Here is an 18,853-nt window from a genome sequence, read left to right as displayed (position 1 = left end):
CGGATCAGGCGCGGGGTGGTTTGAATGGAGAGAGGCGGTCGGCCGATGCGGGCTGGCGGATGCTGCTGTCGCCATAGCTATTCGGTGCATAGGCGATGGGGAACGCCGTCTCCTGCGGAGCCACCGAGGCGAAGTGCGTCAGGCAGTGGTCGCCGTGCAGTGAAGCCGGATGCGCGGGAGCCTTGCCGCCGGTGTCGTTGATCGACTGTGCGATCGGGAAGCCGGGAGCTGCATCGTCATCGCCGTCGAAGGTCCAGCCGTGGAAGAACGACAGCACCAGCGCAAGCGAAATCAGTCCCGCAAGCAGGCTGCGCCAGCGGCGCGTTCCCGTTGCGTGAAGGGAAAACTGAATCATGGTGCGCGAAGCGGCCATGAGCCCTCATTAGCGCTGTGACTGCGCGCATTCAAGTTCGAACCCGCGACAGATTGGCCGTGGATACTATAACGTTACACGCTATCTGCGGTTCGGCGCATCAGCCAGCGGCGCGCCGCGACGATAGCCCAGATCGCTTCGACCAGGCCGAACGGCCAGGCGCCCTGCAGGAAGCCGTAGGCCGAGCCGAGCGCGCAGGAGACCGCGAAGGCCAGGATGAACCAGGGGCTGCGATCTTCCGCCGCATAGCAGACGAGCATCATGGTCACCGCGAACAATCCGAACAGCGTGAGCGCATCCATCGCGCAGGTGAACCTCGCTATATCGATGTTGATATCTGAGCATGCCTGAGGTGGAATATCCATTCAGCGTCGCCGCCTGAAAGGACTGCCCCCATGAAGCGCATGCATGTTCACGTCGCCGTCAAGGACATTCCGCAATCGATCGGCTTCTACTCGGCACTGTTCGGGGCTGGGCCTACGGTCGTGAAGTCAGACTATGCCAAATGGATGCTCGACGATCCCTGCGTCAACTTCGCGATCTCGAGCCGCGGCCGCGAGCCGGGCCTCGATCACCTCGGTATTCAGGTGGAGAGCGCGGAAGAGCTCGGCGAGGTCTATGGACGGCTGCGCAAGGCAGGCGGCGAGGTCATCGAGCAGGGCCAGACAGTGTGCTGCTATGCCAAGTCGGAGAAGTCGTGGATCGACGATCCCGCCGGGATCGCGTGGGAGACGTTCCATACGACGGGCGAGAGCATCGTCTATGGCGACGGCACCGGCGAGCGAACTGCGCGCGTCGCGCACGAGAAGCCGGGCGAGACACAAAGCGCGTGCTGCGCGCCGCAGCCCCAGATCGTCCCTTCAGAGGCATCGAACTGCTGCCGGTCCTGAAGCAGAACCATACTTGTCGATGAATTGCGTCGACGCGTTCGTCGGTAATGGGCAATTCCGTCGGGCCATCGGATGGGACTTCGGAGCCCGCTGCAATCGGCGGTGGTGGAATCGGCCTGCCGGCTATCGCCGCTTGAATGCGGTCGTAGATTGTAGCCGATCTTCGTATGAACGCGGTTTGAGGCGCCTCGCGGGCGCTGACGCACCACGTTACCGCTGTAAGCAAAGGCTTAATGCCTGCTACATAATATCCCGCGGTCAACTGCCCCCCGCGCTAACCGCCGGTCAACCATGCGGCTTCTGCCACTCAAGGATCCCGAGCGGTCCTGGCGTCACATCAAGGCACAATGGAAGAAGGACGCTGAAGGCGTCGGTGAGGATTTTTCCACCATCGGAGGCATCACCGCTTTCGAGGCGCTGGCGTCGAGAGAGGGCGACAGCCAGGGGCTGTATCACCTGACCGACGGCGAGCGCGTCCATGCGGTCTGCCAGGTGAGACGTCTCTTGATGAGCAAGTATACCGGGCCGGCGCTCAGCGCGCGGTTCGTCAACGTCTCTCCGATCTATGATCTCGGCCTCACCGATTCCGGCAGTTACGGGCAGATGCTCGTGGCGCTGTTCTCGGGTGTCGTCTGGCTGTCGAGGGATGCGCTGTCGGCCACCCATATCCGCTTTCTTCTGAAGAGCCCGGGCGATTCGCAATTCTTCGCTGCGCTCAAGGTCGCGACGCCATATTCACCGTTCTCGAAATTCACCATCGAGGGCGCGCTGATCGAGTGCAGCCTGAAGGAGGCCGGCGCGGCGTCCGGAGCTGTCTCCTGACGGTGGATCGCCTCTGGTCCGCGTTCGTCTTAACCGTCCGATAACTGATTTTCCTAACCGCCCCTTGGGTTGTGTTCCCCTACAAGGGCAGCCGCAAGGGGCGGGAAAATGTCGGTTGTCTCCACGAACAGCGCGATGCCGGAATACCGGCGGCTGTCGATCAAAGGTGTGTCGCGCACCACAAGGATGGGCGCCATCCAGTGGCTCGTCTTGAGTGCCGCGCTGCTGGTGCTCGCGATCACGCTTGGCACCGGCTATCTCGCGCTGCAGTTTCGCGAGCGTGCGCTCGAGATGTCCGAACGCGAGCTCAACAACACCGCGCTGTTGCTGTCGCGGCATTTCGACCAGCAGCTTGTCGATCTCCAGCACGTCCACGACGACGTCGTGAATTATTTGCGGGCCGAGCAGGTCGAGACCGCCGATCAGTTCGAAAAGAGCATGTCCCTACTGAGCGCGCACGAAATGCTGCGCACGCGGCTGGCGACACTGCCGCATGTCGGCGGGCTCAATCTGTTCAATGCCAAGGGATGGCTGATCAACTCGTCCGAGATGTGGCCGGTGCCCGACATCAGCGTCGCGGACCGGCGCTATTTCCAGGAGTTCACCTCGGGACGGCCCACGTCGCCCGTGATCGTCGAACCGGCGATGAGCAAGGTGACCGGCAACTGGATCACGATCTTTGCGCGCAAGATCACCGGGCGCAATGGCGAGATCATCGGCTTTGCGAGCCGCGGCGTCGAGCCGAGCCATTTCGAGGATTTCGTGGCCTCGCTGGCGCTGAACGGCGACACCGTAATCTCGATTATCCACCGCGACGGTACCATCATCGCGCGCTATCCGCAGGATGCCAGCGTGGTTGGCCGCAACATCGCCGATCAGCCGGCGTTCCGGAAGGTCATCAGTCTTGGCGGCAATCTGTCGGGACGCTTCGTCGGCGCGTCGGGCGACGAAAATGTCGGGGCCGTGAAGTCACTGTCGCACTTTCCGATCCTGATCCTCGCCACCACGCGAACCTCCAGCGCGCTGGCGGACTGGCGCGCCCAGACCAAGCTGCAGTTCTGCGCTGCGGTGCTAGCGGTGCTGATTGTCATCATGATGGTCTTCCTGATCGTGCGGCAGCTGCGGCGGCAGCACGACGCGGCGCAGCGCCGGCTGTCCGAGCAGAGCCAGCAGCTCGACACCGCCATCAACACCATGACGCAGGGCCTGCTGTTGTTCGATGACTCGGCGCGGCTCGTGATCTGCAATCAACAATATATCGACATGTTCGGCCTCTCGCCCGACATCGCCAAGCCGGGATGCCATCTGCGCGACCTGATCCTGCATCGCCAGGCGACCGGCTCTTTCGTCGGCGATGTCGATGCGTACTGCGCGCGCTTCATCAACCCGGACAGCGACAAAGTCCAGGACGCTGTGATCACGATCCCGGACGGCCGCAGCATCCATCTGATCTACAAGCGCTCGCCCGACGGCGGCTGGGCCACCACGCTCGAGGACGTCACCGAAGGGCGGCGCGCGCAGGCGCGCATCGAATATCTCGCGCATTACGATGCCCTGACCAATCTGCCGAACCGGACGCTGCTGCAGCGCCACGCGGAAGGGCTGCTGCTCGGGCCGACGGCGCGCGAGTTCGCGATTCTTTATATCGATATCGATGAGTTCAAGCGGATCAATGACACGCTGGGTCATCTGATCGGCGACGAATTCCTCCGGCGCGTTGCCGAAAAGCTGCGCCAATCGGTCGGCTCGGGCGACTTCATCGCGCGGCTCGGCGGCGACGAGTTCGCCATCGTCCAGCGCGACATTGCCTCGGATGACGACGTCAGCGACCTGGTTGCGCGCGTCTATCAGTCGCTGCGCACGCCGTTCGACTGTCTCGGCCATCGGCTGTCGAGCGATGCCAGCATCGGCATCGCGATCGCACCACGCCACGGCTCCGACCTGTTCGACTTGCTCAAATGCGCCGATCTGGCGATGTACGCCGCCAAGGCGGCCGGTCGCAGGACCTATCGGTTCTTCGACCCGGCGATGGAGAAGCACGCCCATCTGCGCCGGGCGCTGGAGGCCGACTTGCGAACCGCGCTGGCCGAGGGCGGCTTCGAGCTGCACTATCAGCCGCTGGTCGATTTGCGCAGCGACGAGGTCACCGGCTGCGAGGCGCTGCTGCGCTGGCGGCACCCGGTGCGCGGCATGATCTCGCCGACCGAGTTCATACCCCTTGCCGAGGAAACCGGCCTGATCGAGGGGATCGGGCAGTGGGTGCTGCACACTGCCTGCACCGAGGCGGCGGGCTGGCCCGCGCATGTGCGGCTCGCGGTCAACGTGTCCCCCGTCCAGTTCAAGTCGGAGACGCTGGCGCTGAAGGTCGCGAGCGCGCTCGCCGAGAGCGGGCTCGACCCGCGCAGGCTCGAGCTCGAGATCACCGAGGCGGTGCTGATCGCCGACGACGATGCGGCGCTGGTCACGCTCGGCCAGCTCCGCGCGCTCGGTGTCCACATCGCGCTCGACGATTTCGGCACCGGATACTCGTCGCTGCAATACCTGCAGCGCTTCCCGTTCGACAAGATCAAGATCGACCGCAGCTTCGTCAAGGAAGTCACCCGCAACAGCGGCTCGGCCTCGATCATCCGCGCGGTGGTCTCGATCGCCGCCGACCGCAACATGATCACCACCGCCGAGGGCGTCGAGACCGACCAGCAGCGCGACACCGTGCAGATGCTCGGCTGCACGCAGATGCAGGGCTATTTGTTCAGCAAGCCGGTTCCCGCGCAGGACGTCCGAACGCTGCTCGCGGCCGACGCGGTCGAGGACGCGGCATAGGGCGCCGCCGGTCGTCGTTTTCCCGGACATTGAGGAACTGTTTTGCCGGAACCGCGTTCCCTTGCGGGGCTCGACCGGCAGGCGATCAATGAGAACCGCAGCTACGTCCGCGGCCATGCTGCTGTTTGCCTCGTCCATGGCAAACGCAGAGAGTGGCCTTGCGTCCTATTATCACGGCATCGGCAGGAGCGGCGAGATGACCTGTGCGCATCGCAAGCGGCCGTTCGGCAGCATGGTCACGGTGTCCTATGGCGGGAAATCGATCCGGTGCCGCGTCAATGATCGCGGCCCGTTCATTCGCGGACGGATCATCGACGTTTCGACCACGGCGGCCCGCGCGCTTGGCATCCTTCAGCTCGGCGTCGCGCATGTGGTGATCGAATAGCTCGCGACCGAAGGCGGGATCAGGGCTTGGAAGCCCGCTGCTCGGCGATCGCCTTCCTGAGCGTGCGCGACAGCGCCTCGACCGAATAGGGTTTCTGGATCAGCTCGAAGCCGCTGTGCGCGTTCTCGGCGAGCACGTTGCTGTAGCCGCTGGTCAGCACCACCGGCAGGCCGGGAAAGCGATGGCGGATCACGCCTGCGAGCTCGACGCCGTTCATGCCGGGCATGATCACGTCGGAGAACACGAGGTCGGCGGCGAACTCGTTCTCCGACAGGATCGCGAGCGCTGCGTTGGCATTGGCGGCGCGCTTGACCGAATAGCCGAGATCCTCGAGCAGCTCGGTGGAGAATTGGCCGACATCATCATTGTCCTCCACCACGAGAACGCGATAGCCGCGGCCGATCGAGGTCTGCTCGGTGCCCGCGCTGGCTGCGACCTTGGTATCGGCCGGGCGCATCGCCTGCGGCAGATAGATGGTGAAGGCCGCGCCGTGCCCGGGCGTAGAGGTGACTTCGATGTCGCCGTCGGATTGCTTGACGAAGCCGAAGGCCTGGCTCAATCCGAGGCCCGTTCCCTTGCCGACCTCCTTGGTCGTGAAGAACGGTTCGAAGATCGCATCGAGATTTTCCGGCGAGATGCCGGTGCCGGTATCCTGGATCGAGACCGTCACGAAATCGCCGCTGCGCGAGGCCTGGCCGCGCAGGGCAGGGATGCTCCTGGCCTTCCTGACGCGGATCGTCATCAGGCCTTCGCCGTTCATCGCGTCGCGGCCGTTGACCGCAAGATTGATCAACGCGGTCTCGAACTGGCCGATATCGGCGATCGCAAAGCAGTCGGGGTCGTCGATCCTGATCTCGATGTGGATCCGTCCGCCGACCAGCGGGCGGATCAGCTGGGTCACGCTGTCGACCTGGGTGCCGACATTGAACACTTCGGGATTGAGCGGCTGCCGGCGCGCAAACGCCAACAGCTGGGCGGTCAGCTTGGAGGCCCGCTCCACGGTCTCGGCGATCGCGTCGATGTAGCGGCGACGCCGCTCATCCGGCAGCTCGCGGCGGCGCAGGAAGTCGGTCGCCGAACGAATGATGGTGAGCAGATTGTTGAAGTCGTGCGCGACGCCGCCGGTGAGCTGGCCGACGGCCTCCATCTTCTGCGACTGCCGCAGCGCCTCCTCGCCGCGGCGCCGTTCGGTGATGTCGACGGCCTCCGGCACCGCGCCGACGATCGTGCCGTGCTGGTCCTGCAGCGGCCGCATCGCGAAATCGAAATAGCGCTCGCCCGCCGGCAGGCGCAGTAGCAGCTCGATCTTGACCTCCTCGCCGCGCATTGCGGTCGCGAAGGCATTCTGGATCAGGCGTGGCATGCCGTCGGTCGCGGCGAACCACGGCGTGTCCCAGAACGGCTTGCCGACGACATCGGCGGCATCGGTACCGATGCCGGCGAGCGCAGTCTGGTTGGTGTAGAGCAGGACGCCATCCCGGTTGAGAAGCATCTGGTATTGATGACTGGTCTCCAGGATCGCGCGGGTCTGGGCTTCGCGGGATTCGAGCTGCGCGGTGCGCTCCAGGATGCGCCGCTCCAGCGACTCGTTGAGCTTGCGCAGCTCGATCTCGGCTTCCTTGGCGGCCGTGATGTCGTGGGCGACGCCGATGAAGCCGATATGCTTGCCGGTCGGGTCCCAGCGCGGCTGCGACTCCGAGCGCAGCCAGCGCCAGTCGCCGGCCGCATTGCGGTAGCGCGCCTCGAGCACGAACGGCTTGAGCGAGAGCTCGCCGGTGATCTGCTCCTGCAGGATATTCGGCAGATCATCCGGATGCAGCGCCTTGCGCCAGTCGAACACGACCGCTTCCTCGAACGGCAGGCCGAGGAAGTCGAGATAGGCCTGGTTGGCGAAGGAGCGGGTGCGGTCGAGCTTGGTCACCCAGATCGGCACCGGCGCGCTGTCGGCGATCAGGCGGAAGCGTTCCTCGCTCTCGCGCAGGGTCTCTTGCGCCAGCATCTGGTCGGTGACGTCTAGATCGGCGCCGACCAGCCGCAACGCTCGTCCGCTGCGGTCGCGCTCGATCTTGGCGACGACGCGGATCCAGCGGCTCTCGCCGTCGTTCGGGCGGATGATGCGGTATTCGGCCGTGTAGTCCTCGCCGCCGGCCTTGAGCACGCCGAACAGATGCTGGATGGTGCGTTCGCGGTCCTCGGGATGAATGCGCGCGACCCAGTTCTCATAGGTCTCGTTGACCTCTTCGGGCGGCAGCCCGTGCACCAGGAGATATTCGGGAGAGCGGCGGTTGCGCACGCCGTCGCGGAAATCGATCTCGAGCCCGCCGACCCGGGCAATGCGCTGAATCCGCGCCAGCTCGGCCTCGCGCTCCTGGAGCTCGCGATGGGCGCGATCGCGTTCGCGCGCGATCTCCTCAAGGTGCTGCCGCAGCCGTTCGGCTGCCGCAGTTTCGGGGAGCACATCAGCGGGATCGGGTGGGGTCATACGCGCCGGCAACCTCTTGGCGCATTTTCACACAGGACAAGGCGGCTTTGCCAGCGTGATTTATCGCGGTCACTTGCTCTTCACTTGCTCTTCACTTGCTCTTCACTTGGTCTTGGCTTGGTCTTTGGGCGGACGGCAATTATAGGCCCTGCGGAACCCGGCGGCCTGGGCATCCTCCTCGGAGCAGAACCAGCGATCCGGATTGTTGAGACCGGGGTAACTGCGGCACGCCTGCAAGTGATAGATGCCGACATTGCCGGTGACGCGGGCGCGCACGGCGTACTTGCCCTTGATGTTGCAGCTTGCCGGCATCGGCAGGTCGTCGGGGAAGAGCGCATCGCGGATCTGCTTGTCGCGGTCGGCCGGGCAGGCGTTGCCGAGCAGGGCGCCGTCCTTCTTGCCGGTCCGGAAATCGCGCGGCGCCACAAAGCAGCCTTTCCAGAGCCCGGCACGATTATCCCTCGCGGTCGCTTCATCCGGCTTGAATCGGCCAGTGGCCGACGTCTCGACATTGAGCGCGTAGCCCTTCTGGACCAGCAGCTGGCTCAGGCTGGTGGGGTCGCCCTCGATCTTGCAGACGCCGAGGCGGCGCTTCTTGAAGGTGGGGTCGACGCCGATATCGTCGCAATGAATCGGCTTGCCGCCGATCAGCTTGGTGAGCTGGTCGCGCGCCTCGATCCCGCAGCTCCAGACATCGGCATGCTCGTCGATGCAGAGCTGATCGGCGGCCGGCGCGTCGATGCCGTCGAGCCGATAGGTCGTGTTGCCGAGCTGAACGGCGCCGGCATCCTTGATGACCGCTGAGGCGGCGAGGGCGGGGGCTGCGGACAGGCCAAGGCTTGCAGACAGGCAGGTCAGGAGGAGCGTCGTGGCGACCGGATTTCGAAACCGCATCATTCTCACTTCAGGTCTTTGGACGTCAGGGCTTGGGCGTCAGGGCTGGGCGTCAGATCTTGATGGCAGGTCTTCGGCGGGCATCCGAACTTCTAGCACAGGCCGGCACGATCCAACCAAGGCCCGTTCGAGTGCGGGCCCGTTCGTGCGAGCCGCGTGCGCGGTGGCATCCGATCGAAGATCCGATTGACTTGATGAGAACAAAATAGGAACATGAAGCGCCAACTGAATCCCGGATACCTCATGATGTCTGCACGGCCCGAATCTGACGACGATGACGGGCTGGAAGCGGCTGTCGATCAGGCCATCTCGGCTTGCGGCGGCAATTTGCGCGCAACCATCCGGGCGCTGATTGTCGCCAATGAATTCCTGGAGAACGAGGTCAGCGAGCTGATGAAAGCCGTGGCGAAGGCGCATTCGCGCGGCCGCTTCAAGACCTATTCGGGCTGAAATACCCCTCAGGCTACCGCCAAGGACTGGCCATGCACCCGGCAGGGTCTGCATTAGACCGTTGCCTCCGGGGTAATTTGCTGTACCACGGAGTGGCCAATCGCCCGTGCCGGATTGCGCGGGGAGGATCCTACCCAATAGACAAATTCAAGTCGAAAAAGCCCAAGCAAGAAGAGCATGTTCAAACGAATCCTGATCGCAAATCGCGGCGAGATCGCCTGCCGGGTCATCAAGACTGCGCGCCGTATGGGGATTGAGACGGTCGCCGTCTATTCCGAGGCCGACCGCGACGCGCTGCATGTCGAGATGGCCGACGAGGCCGTGCTGATCGGCCCGCCCGCCGCGGCCGAGAGCTATCTCCTGATCGACAAGATCGTCGAGGCCTGCCGCAAGACCGGCGCGCAGGCAGTGCATCCCGGCTACGGCTTCCTGTCCGAGCGCGAGGCGTTTCCGCGTGCGCTGGAAGCTGCCGGCATCGTGTTCATCGGCCCGAATCCCGGCGCGATCGCCGCGATGGGCGACAAGATCGAATCCAAGAAGGCCGCGGCCAAGGCCAAGGTCTCGACCGTGCCGGGTCATCTCGGCGTCATCGAGGACGACAAGCACGCCGTCCAGATCGCCGACGAGATCGGCTATCCCGTGATGATCAAGGCCTCCGCCGGCGGCGGCGGCAAGGGCATGCGCATCGCGCATTCCAAATCGGAGGTCGCCGAAGGCTTCAACCTCGCCAAGGCGGAGGCGAAGTCGTCGTTCGGTGACGACCGCGTCTTCATCGAGAAGTTCATCACCGATCCCAGGCACATCGAGATCCAGGTGCTCGGCGACAAGCATGGCAACGTGATCTATCTCGGCGAGCGCGAGTGCTCGATCCAGCGCCGCAACCAGAAGGTTATCGAGGAGGCGCCGTCGCCGCTGCTCGATGAGCAGACCCGCCGCAAGATGGGCGAGCAGGCGGTCGCACTGGCCAAGGCCGTGAACTACGATTCGGCCGGCACCGTTGAGTTCGTCGCCGGCCAGGACAAGAGCTTCTACTTCCTGGAGATGAACACCCGCCTGCAGGTCGAGCATCCCGTCACCGAGCTGATCACCGGCATCGACCTCGTCGAGCAGATGATCCGGGTCGCGGCCGGCGAGAAGCTCGCGCTCGCGCAGAAGGACGTGACGCTGACCGGCTGGGCGGTGGAATCCCGTGTCTACGCCGAGGATCCGTTCCGAAACTTCCTGCCGTCGATCGGACGCCTGGTGAAATACCGTCCGCCGGCCGAGGCCAGCCATGACGGCATCACGATCCGCAACGACACCGGCGTGCAGGAGGGCGGCGAGATCTCGATTCATTACGATCCGATGATCGCCAAGCTCGTCACCCATGCTCCGTCGCGTGCAGCCGCGATCGAGGCGCAGGCGACCGCGCTCGATGCGTTCTATGTCGACGGCATCAGGCACAACATTCCGTTCCTGTCGGCGTTGATGAACCATCCGCGCTGGCGCGAGGGCCGGCTCTCGACCGGTTTCATCGCGGAGGAATTCCCGAAGGGGTTTTCGGCGCGCGCGCCCGAGGGCGAGATCGCGCGGCGGCTGGCCGCGGTCGGTGCTGCGATCGATCACGTGCTGGGCGAACGCAAGCGGCAGATTTCCGGCCAGATGGGTGGCCGCGTGGTGCAGCGTGAGCGCCGCCGCGCGGTGTGGCTCGACCGCGCCGAGATCGCGCTCGACGTCGCGCGCGAGGATGACGCCATCGCGGTGCGCTTCATCGGCACCGACGGGCTGCCCGGCAATCCGCACAACCTCGTGTCGAGTTGGGCGCCGGGCGAGCCGGTCTGGCAGGGCACCATCGACGGCAATTTTGTCGCCGTGCAGGTGCGCGCCATCAACAACGGCTTCCGCCTCGCGCATCAGGGCTATGAGGTGCCGGTCTATGTCTTCACCGAGACCGAGGCGACATCGGCGCGGCTGATGCCGGTGACCTCGGCGGCCGACACCGGCAAGAAGCTGCTGTGCCCGATGCCCGGTCTCGTGGTGTCGATCGCGGTGACCGAGGGCCAGGAGGTCAAGGCCGGCGAGACGCTGGCGGTCGTGGAAGCCATGAAGATGCAGAACGTGCTGCGCGCCGAGCGCGACGGCACGGTCAAGAAGATCCACGCCGCCGCCGGCGCCACGCTCGCGGTCGATGCGCTGATCCTGGAGTTCGCTTAAAAGAGCTCCGCCTTCGCGAAGGTATCGGCGGGCCAGTTGTCGCCGGCGCCGTCGCAAGGACGAACAAGGAGTCCCAGACATGGCTTTCCGCAAACGCCGCGAAGCACTGCGATCGATTCTGAGTGGGTCAACCTGCATTCGCCCGGGCTCGGTCTATGACGCGACCTCGATCCGGATTGCGGAGGATCTCGGTTTCGAACTCGGCATGTTCGGTGGCTCGGTCGCCTCGCTCGCCGTGCTCGGCGATCCCGATATCGCGCTGATCACGCTGACCGAGTTCGCCGAGCAGATACGCCGGATGTCGCGTGCCTCGACCCTGTCGGTGCTTGTCGATGCCGACCATGGTTACGGCAATGCGCTCAATGTTCGCCGCACCGTGCAGGAAGTGGAAGCCGCCGGTGCCGCCGGCCTCACCATCGAGGACACGCTGCTGCCGCAGGCGTTCGGCCAGGCCAAGACGCAACTGATCTCGCTCGAGGAAGGCGTCGGCAAGATGAAGGCCGCGCTCGACGGCCGCAGCGATCCGTCGCTCGTGATCCTCGGCCGGACCGGCGCCGTCTCGATCACAAGTCTCGACGACGCGATTGCACGCGCCAGGGCCTATGAAGCGGTTGGCGTCGACGGGCTGTTCTTCACCGGCATCAAGTCGCGCGGCGAACTGGAGGCGCTCTCGGCCGCGACGACGCTGCCGATCGTGCTCGGCGGGGCGCCGGAGGAGATGACTGCGCCGGATTACCTGGCGAGCCAGCGCGTCAGGATCGCGCTGCAGGGCCACGCGCCGTTCGCCGCCGCAACGCAAGCCGTCTACGAGACGCTGAAGGCGCTGCGCGAAGGCACCCCGCCGAAGAACCTCAAAGGCATCGCTTCGTCCGAACTGACCGGCCGCGTGATGCGCGAGGCGGAGACCAAGGCGCGCAGCGGCGAGTTCCTCGGTCTGAAGAAATGAGCGGCGTGATCCGCCACGTCACCATCAGCGGCCGCGTCCAGGGCGTCGGCTATCGCGCCTGGGTCGACGAGCAGGCAAACGCGCGCGGCCTCGAAGGCTGGGTCCGCAACCGCCGCGACGGCAGCGTCGAGGCGGTGTTTGCCGGAGCCGAGGACGTTGTCGCCGATATGATCGCAGCATGCGACCGCGGCCCGTTCTCTGCGCGCGTCGATGCCGTGCACGCTACGGCGGTCAATTCCGATCTTTTGAACCAGCGCCGGGCAGGGGAGCGGTTCTCGGTCCTGCCGACTGTCTGAAGCACGTTGTTACGCGACGGCCGAAATCACCAGCGCCTGAATGCGGCCTTCGATGGCGCCCTTGCCGAAGCGGTGCGCGAGCGCCGCTGCTGCGTGCTCGGTCGCAGCATCAAGACCGATCCCGCCGCGCGCCTCGATTTCGCCGCGCAGCGGTGAGCCCTGGCAAAAACCGATCGCCGGATCGTGAGGCGCATTCGCCCGGCTTTGCTTCCGGACGGTATCGATCTCGATCTTGCTGAAGCCCGCGGCCGCAAGATCTGCCCGGATCGGGTCGACCGCATAGTGCCCATGAGGCGTGCGTGCCAGGAATCGCGGCGGATCGGTTGGAAAGACCTCTGCCAATGCCTGGGTCACCACGTCGGCAAACTCGTTTTCTTCGATGCGATCCCAGATGTTGAACAGGAAGCGGCCGCCCGGCTTCAGGACACGACGTGCCTCCGCGTAACCCTTGGGCTTGTCGGGGAAGAACATCGCGCCGAACTGGCAGGCGACGACATCGAAGCTCGCATTGTCGAACGGCAGGTTGAGGGCGTCGGCCTGCCGCCACCTGATATCGGCAGCGTCCGGCATCCGCGATTTCGCCCGTTCGAGCATCGGTTCATTCAGGTCGGTCGCTGTGATCCTCGTGGCGCGGCCGAGCGCCGACGACAGCGCGCGGGTGACGGCGCCGGTGCCTGCGGCGGTCTCGAGCAGGTCGTGCGGGCCAAGAGCCTTGGCGCGTTGCGCCAGATCGCGCGCATAGGGTTCAAAGATCATCGGCACCAGCAGCCGGTCGTAAAGTTCTGGAATGGACCCGACGAACTCCTTGTCTGACGCTGGCATCGCAATCTCCCTGGGCGGCCGTGAAGCCGGCTCACGTCGACAGCCTGGCGTACGGCCCGAACTGATCCACCCCGATCAGCTTGGCCGAAGACCTCCGTAACCACAAAGGAAAACTGGTCACCTGCGATCAATCGCGCTCACCGGTGCGTCACACGGGGCAGGAGGCCTTGCGGGTCGCGCGCCCCTTTATGAGCGGTGCGGGAGCCCCTTGACTTCCGCTCCGAACAGTCTGATATTTCTGTCATGACAGAAATAACCGCCAAGAAAAAACTGCCTGCCGCCGTCGAGCGCTTCATCCTGCATTGGGGCGACATGGGCGACGAATGGGGCGTCAATCGTTCGGTCAGCCAGATCCACGGGCTGCTCTATCTCGCCGAGGCGCCGATGACGGCCGAGGACATCGCCGACACCCTCGGCATGGCGCGCTCCAACGTCTCCAATTCGATCAAGGAGCTGTTGTCCTGGGGGTTGATCCGGCGGGTGCCGATCCTCGGTGACCGCCGCGACCATTTCGAGGCCGAGACCGACATCTGGGAAGTCGCGGCCAAGATCGCGGCCGGGCGCAAGGAGCGCGAGATCGATCCCGCGCTGGCAGCCCTGCGTGCCTGCGTTACCGACGCGGCCGGCGATCCCGCCATCAGTCCGCTCGCCAGCAAGCGGCTGAAGGAGATGCTGACATTCACCGAGCTCGTCGACCGCTGGTACACGCAAATGCTGAACGTGCCGCGGCCGCGCCTGGTCGCGCTGATCAAGCTCGGCGAGAAGATCGCAAGTTTCCTGCCCACAGGCAGGGCCAAATAGAGGCCGCGGCGTAACGGGAGTGTGCGATGGCGTCAGCAAGGATATCCAGCCTCAAGACATCGCCGGTCCCGGATACAAAACTGCTCGACGACCATCGCTTCCGCGCATTGCTGCCGGATGAGGATTGGGGACGCCTGCCGGTTGCGATCTGGCGGCGTTTTTCGAAACGCTTCGAGGACGGCAACACCGTCGTCTATGTCGGCGAGGTCGAGGAAGCCTCGAGCAGCCGCGCCGGCTGGTGGCTGGCACAGGTCGCACGGCTGATCGGCGGTCCGCTTCCGACCGGCACCGAGACCGGCGTGCCGATGATCGTCACCGTCACCGAGGATGCGGCAAGCGGCGGCCAGATCTGGACCCGCGTCTGCGCGCGCCGCGACGGCTTCCCGCAGGTGATTCATTCCGCCAAGCGTTTTGCCGGGTCCACCGGGCTCGAGGAGTATGTCGGCTTCGGCCTCAGCATGGCGCTGCGGATCGCGGTCGAGCACGAGGCGCTGGTGTTTCGCAGCGTCGGCTATTCGCTGCAGCTCGGCCCGTTCCGGATGCAGCTGCCCGTATGGTTGACGCCCGGCGCTCTCACCGTGACCCATTCCGATCTCGGCTGCGGCGATTTCCGCTTCACGCTCGAGATCATCCACCCGCGTTTGGGCCGGCTGATCCGTCAGTCCGCCGTGTTCAGGGAGGCCTCGTCATGACGCCGCTGCTTTGGACGCTCGTCGCCATCCAGATCGCGATGGGGGCGTTCGACACCTTCTATCACCACGAATTCACCGAACGGCTTGCCTGGCGTCCGTCGCAGCGCCATGAGCTGCAGCTGCACAGCGTGCGGAACATGCTCTACGCGCTGCTGTTCCTGGTGCTCGGCTGGCTCGAGGTGCACGGCATTTTTGCGATCGCCATCATGGCCGTGCTGGTCGTCGAGGTCGTCATCACGCTGATGGATTTCGTCGAGGAGGATCTGAGCCGAAAGCTGCCGCCGAGCGAACGGATCAACCATACGCTGCTGGCGATCAACTATGGCGCGATCCTGGTGCTGCTTGTGCCGATCCTGATCGGCTGGGCGATGCTGCCGACCGGCGTTGCGCCTGCCTCTGCGGGTCTGCTCAGTCTGTTCGCGACGGCCGCAGCCTTCGGCGCTGCGCTGTTCGGTGCGCGAGACTTCGCCGCGGCAAGACGCCTCGGACGGATGGCCAGCGTGCCGGCCACGACGCTGGTTGAGAAATTGCCGGCGCGGCAGACCGTGCTCGTCACCGGCGCGACCGGCTTCATCGGCAGCCGCCTGGTCGCAAGCCTCACCGCGTCAGGCCATAAGGTCATCGCGCTGATCCGCAACCCCGCGAAGGCCGAGATGCTGGCGCCGCCGGTGACGCTGATCACGAGCCTCGACCAGTTGCCTTCCGACTCAGGGATCGACGCCATCGTCAATCTCGCGGGCGAACCGATCGGCAATGGCCTGTGGACCGAGGCCAAGCGGCGGAAGATCCTCGCCTCGCGGATCGACATGACGGCGGAGGTCGTCAGGCTGATCGCGCGCCTCGAGCGCAAGCCCTCGGTGCTGGTGAGCGGCTCGGCGATCGGCTGGTACGGGCTCTGGCAGGACCAGGTGCTGACGGAATCGGCGAAATCCCACGCCTGCTTCAGTCACGAGCTGTGCGAAGCGTGGGAGAATGCGGCCAGGCCTGCTGCCGATCACGGCGTGCGTGTGGCCTATTTGCGGATCGGTCTCGTGGTCGGCACCGACGGCGGCTTCATCACGCGGATGCTGACGCCGTTCGAGTTCGGTCTCGGCGGTCCGCTCGGCTCGGGCAAGCAGTGGATGTCGTGGATCGAGCGCGACGATCTGGTGCGCCTAATCGCGCATGTGATCGCGAGGCCCGAACTGTCCGGCCCTGTCAACGCCACCGCGCCGATCCCTGTGACCAACACGAAATTCACCGAGGAATTGGGCCGTCGCCTGCATCGGCCCGCGATCTTCCGCGTTCCTGCCGTGCTGCTCCGCGCCGTCGGCGGCGATTTTGCCGATGAGCTGCTGTTGGGCGGCCAGCGGGTGCTGCCGAACAAGGCGTTGAGCAACGGTTTTGTGTTCCGGCACGAAACCTTGCGCAGCGCGTTCGATGCGATCCTGTGAGGAGGGCGATATGTCCAGTGGCTGTTCCCGTGCATTCGGAGGCTGGCTTGCAGGCTGCGGTGCCGCAACGGCGGTGATTGCTGCTATCGGCCAGACCGTGCTGATGTTTGCTGCGCGCGGCGATCTCGCCCGGCTTCTGTACGGCATCGTGGTGCTTTTGATTCCCTCGGCCGTGATCTTCGTCATCACATGCCTGCTGACCGCGATTCCTGCAGCGATCGCGATCTGGCTCGGCGAGGAGCTCCGGATCCGATCCGCCGGGTTCTTCGCCGGCGCAGGCGCTGCGATCGGCGCGCTCAGCATCACGGTGCTGCTGCGGTCTCCGGCCGTCTGGACATCAGGACTTGTCTGTCTGTTCGTCGCAGCCGGATTTGTCGCAGGTCTGACTTACTGGTTTGTCGTGCGAGAGCTGGAAGCCGCCGAGCATTCTTCGTGATGCCGCAGAGCCATGCTCGCACTACGCTGCAGACGCCACGCTGCGGAACGTCGCGGCCAGGGTCCGCAATGCGGCCAACTTCGCGGGGTCGCTGACCTTCGAATGCAGCATAACTTTTGACATACCGAGCCGCGGCAATCTGTGCGTAGGTGCGATGTCGATCAGGCCCGGCGGCGCGATGCGGCGGACGAGCGGAGCGACCGCAAGCCCTGCGAGGGCGGCAGCTACCACCGCGGTGATACCGCCGCCGACGAAGCTTTCGGTCCACGCGATGCCGGCTTTATCGAGCGCCCGCACCGCCATGGCACGCACGCCGCACGGCGGTGCGAGCGTTGCGAGCGGCAGGGCGTCGCCGCGCGGCCATACGAAGCGCTTGGTGGCAAACCAGCCGAATTCGTCCTCCGTCAGTTTCTCGCCGCCGCGCCGGCTGCCTTCCTGGCGCACGATGACAGCATCTAGCTCGCCGGCATCGTAAGCGTCGAGCATCTCGCGCGAGAAGCCGATGGTCACGGCGAGGGCGAGCTGCGAGGCCATCGCGTGCAGCCGCTCCAGCAGGGGTACCAGCTCCGGACCTGCGGCGTGGTCGCTGATCCCGAGCGTGAGCTGCTGCCGCGCCGGTTTCTCGCCGGAGAGTGCACGGTCATGCACCTCGATCAGCGCGCGGGCGTGATGCAGGAAGGCGGCGCCGTCGGCGGTCAGCCGCACCGCGCGCGGCGAACGCTCGACCAGCCGCTTGCCGAGCAGCGTTTCGAGCCGCTGCAACTTCATGCTGATCGCCGCCTGCGTGGTGCCGAGCGCCTCGGCGGCGCGGGTAAAACCCTGCAACTCGGCGACGAGGAGGAAGGCCTGCACGGTATCGATATCGAGCGTCGTCATTGATGATCAGAGATTGTTATCATTGCTATCCGTATAGATAAGATACCAAGATGATGGCGAAAGGTCTAGTGAGAGGAGGCGCGGTTGACCCGCGCCAACCGAATTCAAGGAGACCGATCATGCCGCTTATCACCGTCACCTATGCGACCTCGCGCGAGAGGCCGTCGCTGAAGTCCGACATCGCCGCCGCCGTGTCGGAACTCACCGCTGACATCCTGCACAAGGATCCCAAGGTCACCGCCATCATCGTCAAATCGGCCGCCGCCGCCGACTGGTTCGCCGGCGGCAAGTCGCTCGCCGAGCAGGGGCTCGCGAGCTACTGGCTCGACATCCACGTCACCGAGGGCACCAACACCAAGGACGAGAAGGCGGCCTATCTCGCTGCGCTGTTCAAGCGGATGGGCGAACTGCTCGGGCCGTTGCACACCGAGAGCTATGCCCATGTCGACGAGGTGAAGGGCGATGCCTACGGCTTCGGCGGCCTCACCCAGGAGCGCCGCTACATCGCCGGCAAGCTGGAGGTCGCGCCGCAGAAGGCGGCGGCATGATTGCCAGTTGTCCGGCTGGCGCGTGCCTCAAGGACACTGCCCGCCGATCGTGCTCTCGATCGTGCCGGTCCAGGCGGCATAGCCATCTGCGCTGAGATGGATGCCGTCCTCGACCTGGGGGCTCGCCTGCGTCTGCAACGTGCCGACATCGATCAGCGGGATCGAACGATCACGGGCGGTCTGCCGTATCACCCGGTCGATGTCGGCGAAGCGTGACCGGTCGATGGCATTGGCCAGCACGCCCGACCCGGCAATCGGCGCCAGCGACACGACGAAGACCTTGGCGCCGAGTGCGCCGGCCCGCTGCACGATCTCCTGATAGGACTCGGCAAAAGGGCGCCGGTCGACCACGAGGGCGTCATTGACGCCGACCGAGATCACGACAATGCCCGGCGAAAATTTGATGCGGTCGAACTCCTTGACGAGCTGAAGCACGCCGCTGGCGATCGCACCGGCATAACCCGCGTTGAAGACGGGTCGTCCGCAGATCGCAGGCGAAAAACTGGCGCTTTCGACCAGGCTGTCGCCGACGAAAGCAACCGGTCTCTCGCTGCCATGACGCGTCATGAAATCCTGGACGCGCTGCAGTGTTGCGTCTTGTCGAAGTTTTTCGACCGGAGTGTCCAGCAGGCGATACACCAGGCTTGCGGAGGCCAGAACGATAAACCCGACCAGGAACCGCTTGCGCATCAGA

20 protein-coding genes are annotated in these 18,853 nt (G+C 65.1%); 13 read left to right on the top strand and 7 right to left on the bottom strand.

The features are described from left to right. Positions 1–4: 4 nt before the first annotated feature. Complete coding sequence (locus tag WDM24_RS24330; RefSeq protein ID WP_338827319.1) at positions 5–373, bottom strand: hypothetical protein; 369 nt, start codon at positions 371–373, stop codon at positions 5–7. A gap of 74 nt (positions 374–447) precedes the next feature. After that, positions 448–675 carry a hypothetical protein gene (locus WDM24_RS24325; RefSeq protein ID WP_338832438.1) on the bottom strand — a complete coding sequence of 76 codons (228 nt, stop codon included), beginning with the start codon at positions 673–675 and terminating at the stop codon, positions 448–450. A 93-nt stretch (positions 676–768) separates the two neighbouring features. On the opposite strand from WDM24_RS24325, the gene WDM24_RS24320 reads away from it, so the two are divergent. The 4 genes from WDM24_RS24320 to WDM24_RS24305 all read left to right on the top strand — a co-directional run bounded on the left by WDM24_RS24320 (position 769) and on the right by WDM24_RS24305 (position 5,290). Further along, the gene (locus WDM24_RS24320; RefSeq protein WP_338827318.1) at positions 769–1,263 is read left to right on the top strand and encodes an ArsI/CadI family heavy metal resistance metalloenzyme; all 495 of its coding nucleotides are present in this window, start codon (positions 769–771) and stop codon (positions 1,261–1,263) included. 291 nt (positions 1,264–1,554) lie between these two features. Next, positions 1,555–2,085: a hypothetical protein gene (locus WDM24_RS24315; protein WP_338827317.1), complete on the top strand. Its 531-nt coding sequence runs from the start codon at positions 1,555–1,557 to the stop codon at positions 2,083–2,085. A 108-nt stretch (positions 2,086–2,193) separates the two neighbouring features. Continuing rightward, on the top strand, positions 2,194–4,905 hold the full coding sequence (locus WDM24_RS24310) for a bifunctional diguanylate cyclase/phosphodiesterase (protein WP_338827315.1): 2,712 nt from the start codon (positions 2,194–2,196) through the stop codon (positions 4,903–4,905). An 88-nt stretch (positions 4,906–4,993) separates the two neighbouring features. Then, entirely contained in the window at positions 4,994–5,290 is a 297-nt protein-coding gene (locus tag WDM24_RS24305; RefSeq protein ID WP_338689549.1) for a septal ring lytic transglycosylase RlpA family protein, read from the top strand. A gap of 19 nt (positions 5,291–5,309) precedes the next feature. Here WDM24_RS24305 and WDM24_RS24300 read toward each other — a convergent pair whose 3' ends face one another. Both WDM24_RS24300 and WDM24_RS24295 read right to left on the bottom strand, forming a co-directional pair. Beyond that, positions 5,310–7,772: a PAS domain S-box protein gene (locus WDM24_RS24300; RefSeq protein ID WP_338689547.1), complete on the bottom strand. Its 2,463-nt coding sequence runs from the start codon at positions 7,770–7,772 to the stop codon at positions 5,310–5,312. Positions 7,773–7,874: 102 nt separating this feature from the next. Further along, positions 7,875–8,666 carry a thermonuclease family protein gene (locus WDM24_RS24295; protein ID WP_338832437.1) on the bottom strand — a complete coding sequence of 264 codons (792 nt, stop codon included), beginning with the start codon at positions 8,664–8,666 and terminating at the stop codon, positions 7,875–7,877. A 243-nt stretch (positions 8,667–8,909) separates the two neighbouring features. Between WDM24_RS24295 and WDM24_RS24290 the strand changes: the two genes are divergently transcribed. The 4 genes from WDM24_RS24290 (at position 8,910) to WDM24_RS24275 (ending at position 12,551) form a co-directional block, all read left to right on the top strand. Next, positions 8,910–9,116, top strand: coding sequence for a hypothetical protein (locus tag WDM24_RS24290; RefSeq protein WP_016840474.1), 207 nt, complete (start codon positions 8,910–8,912; stop codon positions 9,114–9,116). Between the two features lie 177 nt (positions 9,117–9,293). After that, positions 9,294–11,309 (top strand): acetyl/propionyl/methylcrotonyl-CoA carboxylase subunit alpha, encoded by a 2,016-nt coding sequence (locus WDM24_RS24285; RefSeq protein ID WP_338827313.1) that lies wholly within the window; start codon positions 9,294–9,296, stop codon positions 11,307–11,309. A gap of 79 nt (positions 11,310–11,388) precedes the next feature. Next, positions 11,389–12,255 carry an isocitrate lyase/PEP mutase family protein gene (locus WDM24_RS24280; RefSeq protein ID WP_338827312.1) on the top strand — a complete coding sequence of 289 codons (867 nt, stop codon included), beginning with the start codon at positions 11,389–11,391 and terminating at the stop codon, positions 12,253–12,255. After that, positions 12,252–12,551: an acylphosphatase gene (locus WDM24_RS24275; RefSeq protein ID WP_338827311.1), complete on the top strand. Its 300-nt coding sequence runs from the start codon at positions 12,252–12,254 to the stop codon at positions 12,549–12,551. The genes WDM24_RS24280 and WDM24_RS24275 overlap by 4 nt, the downstream gene beginning before the upstream one ends. 9 nt (positions 12,552–12,560) lie before the next feature. Here the strand turns inward: WDM24_RS24275 and WDM24_RS24270 are convergent, their stop codons facing one another. Continuing rightward, positions 12,561–13,373 carry a class I SAM-dependent methyltransferase gene (locus WDM24_RS24270; protein WP_338827309.1) on the bottom strand — a complete coding sequence of 271 codons (813 nt, stop codon included), beginning with the start codon at positions 13,371–13,373 and terminating at the stop codon, positions 12,561–12,563. 243 nt (positions 13,374–13,616) lie between these two features. On the opposite strand from WDM24_RS24270, the gene WDM24_RS24265 reads away from it, so the two are divergent. From WDM24_RS24265 to WDM24_RS24250, 4 genes are read left to right on the top strand one after another with little or no spacing between them, the layout of a single operon-like run. Beyond that, positions 13,617–14,174, top strand: coding sequence for a GbsR/MarR family transcriptional regulator (locus WDM24_RS24265; RefSeq protein ID WP_338827306.1), 558 nt, complete (start codon positions 13,617–13,619; stop codon positions 14,172–14,174). Positions 14,175–14,200: 26 nt separating this feature from the next. Further along, on the top strand, positions 14,201–14,866 hold the full coding sequence (locus tag WDM24_RS24260; protein WP_338827305.1) for a DUF4166 domain-containing protein: 666 nt from the start codon (positions 14,201–14,203) through the stop codon (positions 14,864–14,866). After that, positions 14,863–16,299, top strand: a complete 1,437-nt coding sequence (locus WDM24_RS24255; RefSeq protein WP_338827303.1) for a TIGR01777 family oxidoreductase — start codon at positions 14,863–14,865, stop codon at positions 16,297–16,299. Before WDM24_RS24260 ends, WDM24_RS24255 begins: the two co-directional genes overlap by 4 nt. Before the next feature lie 10 nt (positions 16,300–16,309). Then, on the top strand, positions 16,310–16,735 hold the full coding sequence (locus WDM24_RS24250; protein ID WP_338689526.1) for a hypothetical protein: 426 nt from the start codon (positions 16,310–16,312) through the stop codon (positions 16,733–16,735). Between the two features lie 21 nt (positions 16,736–16,756). On the opposite strand, the gene WDM24_RS24245 is transcribed toward WDM24_RS24250, so the two are convergent. After that, entirely contained in the window at positions 16,757–17,611 is an 855-nt protein-coding gene (locus WDM24_RS24245; RefSeq protein WP_338689524.1) for a LysR family transcriptional regulator, read from the bottom strand. 119 nt (positions 17,612–17,730) lie between these two features. Here WDM24_RS24245 and WDM24_RS24240 point away from each other — a divergent pair, with 119 nt between their 5' ends. Continuing rightward, positions 17,731–18,159 (top strand): tautomerase family protein, encoded by a 429-nt coding sequence (locus tag WDM24_RS24240; protein WP_166297012.1) that lies wholly within the window; start codon positions 17,731–17,733, stop codon positions 18,157–18,159. A gap of 27 nt (positions 18,160–18,186) precedes the next feature. Here the strand turns inward: WDM24_RS24240 and WDM24_RS24235 are convergent, their stop codons facing one another. Next, positions 18,187–18,849, bottom strand: a complete 663-nt coding sequence (locus WDM24_RS24235; protein WP_338827301.1) for an SGNH/GDSL hydrolase family protein — start codon at positions 18,847–18,849, stop codon at positions 18,187–18,189. Positions 18,850–18,853: the final 4 nt, after the last annotated feature.

This window comes from Bradyrhizobium sp. 27S5, from assembly GCF_037217225.1.
GTDB lineage: Bacteria > Pseudomonadota > Alphaproteobacteria > Rhizobiales > Xanthobacteraceae > Bradyrhizobium > Bradyrhizobium septentrionale.
This window is presented reverse-complemented; position numbering and strand designations above follow the sequence as displayed.

Coding starts and splice junctions, on each gene's coding strand:
- WDM24_RS24330 (WP_338827319.1), bottom strand. CDS start 373: ATGGCCGCTTCGCGCACCATGATTCAGTTTTCCCTTCACGCAACGGGA.
- WDM24_RS24325 (WP_338832438.1), bottom strand. CDS start 675: ATGGATGCGCTCACGCTGTTCGGATTGTTCGCGGTGACCATGATGCTC.
- WDM24_RS24320 (WP_338827318.1), top strand. CDS start 769: ATGAAGCGCATGCATGTTCACGTCGCCGTCAAGGACATTCCGCAATCG.
- WDM24_RS24315 (WP_338827317.1), top strand. CDS start 1,555: ATGCGGCTTCTGCCACTCAAGGATCCCGAGCGGTCCTGGCGTCACATC.
- WDM24_RS24310 (WP_338827315.1), top strand. CDS start 2,194: ATGTCGGTTGTCTCCACGAACAGCGCGATGCCGGAATACCGGCGGCTG.
- WDM24_RS24305 (WP_338689549.1), top strand. CDS start 4,994: ATGAGAACCGCAGCTACGTCCGCGGCCATGCTGCTGTTTGCCTCGTCC.
- WDM24_RS24300 (WP_338689547.1), bottom strand. CDS start 7,772: ATGACCCCACCCGATCCCGCTGATGTGCTCCCCGAAACTGCGGCAGCC.
- WDM24_RS24295 (WP_338832437.1), bottom strand. CDS start 8,666: ATGCGGTTTCGAAATCCGGTCGCCACGACGCTCCTCCTGACCTGCCTG.
- WDM24_RS24290 (WP_016840474.1), top strand. CDS start 8,910: ATGATGTCTGCACGGCCCGAATCTGACGACGATGACGGGCTGGAAGCG.
- WDM24_RS24285 (WP_338827313.1), top strand. CDS start 9,294: ATGTTCAAACGAATCCTGATCGCAAATCGCGGCGAGATCGCCTGCCGG.
- WDM24_RS24280 (WP_338827312.1), top strand. CDS start 11,389: ATGGCTTTCCGCAAACGCCGCGAAGCACTGCGATCGATTCTGAGTGGG.
- WDM24_RS24275 (WP_338827311.1), top strand. CDS start 12,252: ATGAGCGGCGTGATCCGCCACGTCACCATCAGCGGCCGCGTCCAGGGC.
- WDM24_RS24270 (WP_338827309.1), bottom strand. CDS start 13,373: ATGCCAGCGTCAGACAAGGAGTTCGTCGGGTCCATTCCAGAACTTTAC.
- WDM24_RS24265 (WP_338827306.1), top strand. CDS start 13,617: ATGACAGAAATAACCGCCAAGAAAAAACTGCCTGCCGCCGTCGAGCGC.
- WDM24_RS24260 (WP_338827305.1), top strand. CDS start 14,201: ATGGCGTCAGCAAGGATATCCAGCCTCAAGACATCGCCGGTCCCGGAT.
- WDM24_RS24255 (WP_338827303.1), top strand. CDS start 14,863: ATGACGCCGCTGCTTTGGACGCTCGTCGCCATCCAGATCGCGATGGGG.
- WDM24_RS24250 (WP_338689526.1), top strand. CDS start 16,310: ATGTCCAGTGGCTGTTCCCGTGCATTCGGAGGCTGGCTTGCAGGCTGC.
- WDM24_RS24245 (WP_338689524.1), bottom strand. CDS start 17,611: ATGACGACGCTCGATATCGATACCGTGCAGGCCTTCCTCCTCGTCGCC.
- WDM24_RS24240 (WP_166297012.1), top strand. CDS start 17,731: ATGCCGCTTATCACCGTCACCTATGCGACCTCGCGCGAGAGGCCGTCG.
- WDM24_RS24235 (WP_338827301.1), bottom strand. CDS start 18,849: ATGCGCAAGCGGTTCCTGGTCGGGTTTATCGTTCTGGCCTCCGCAAGC.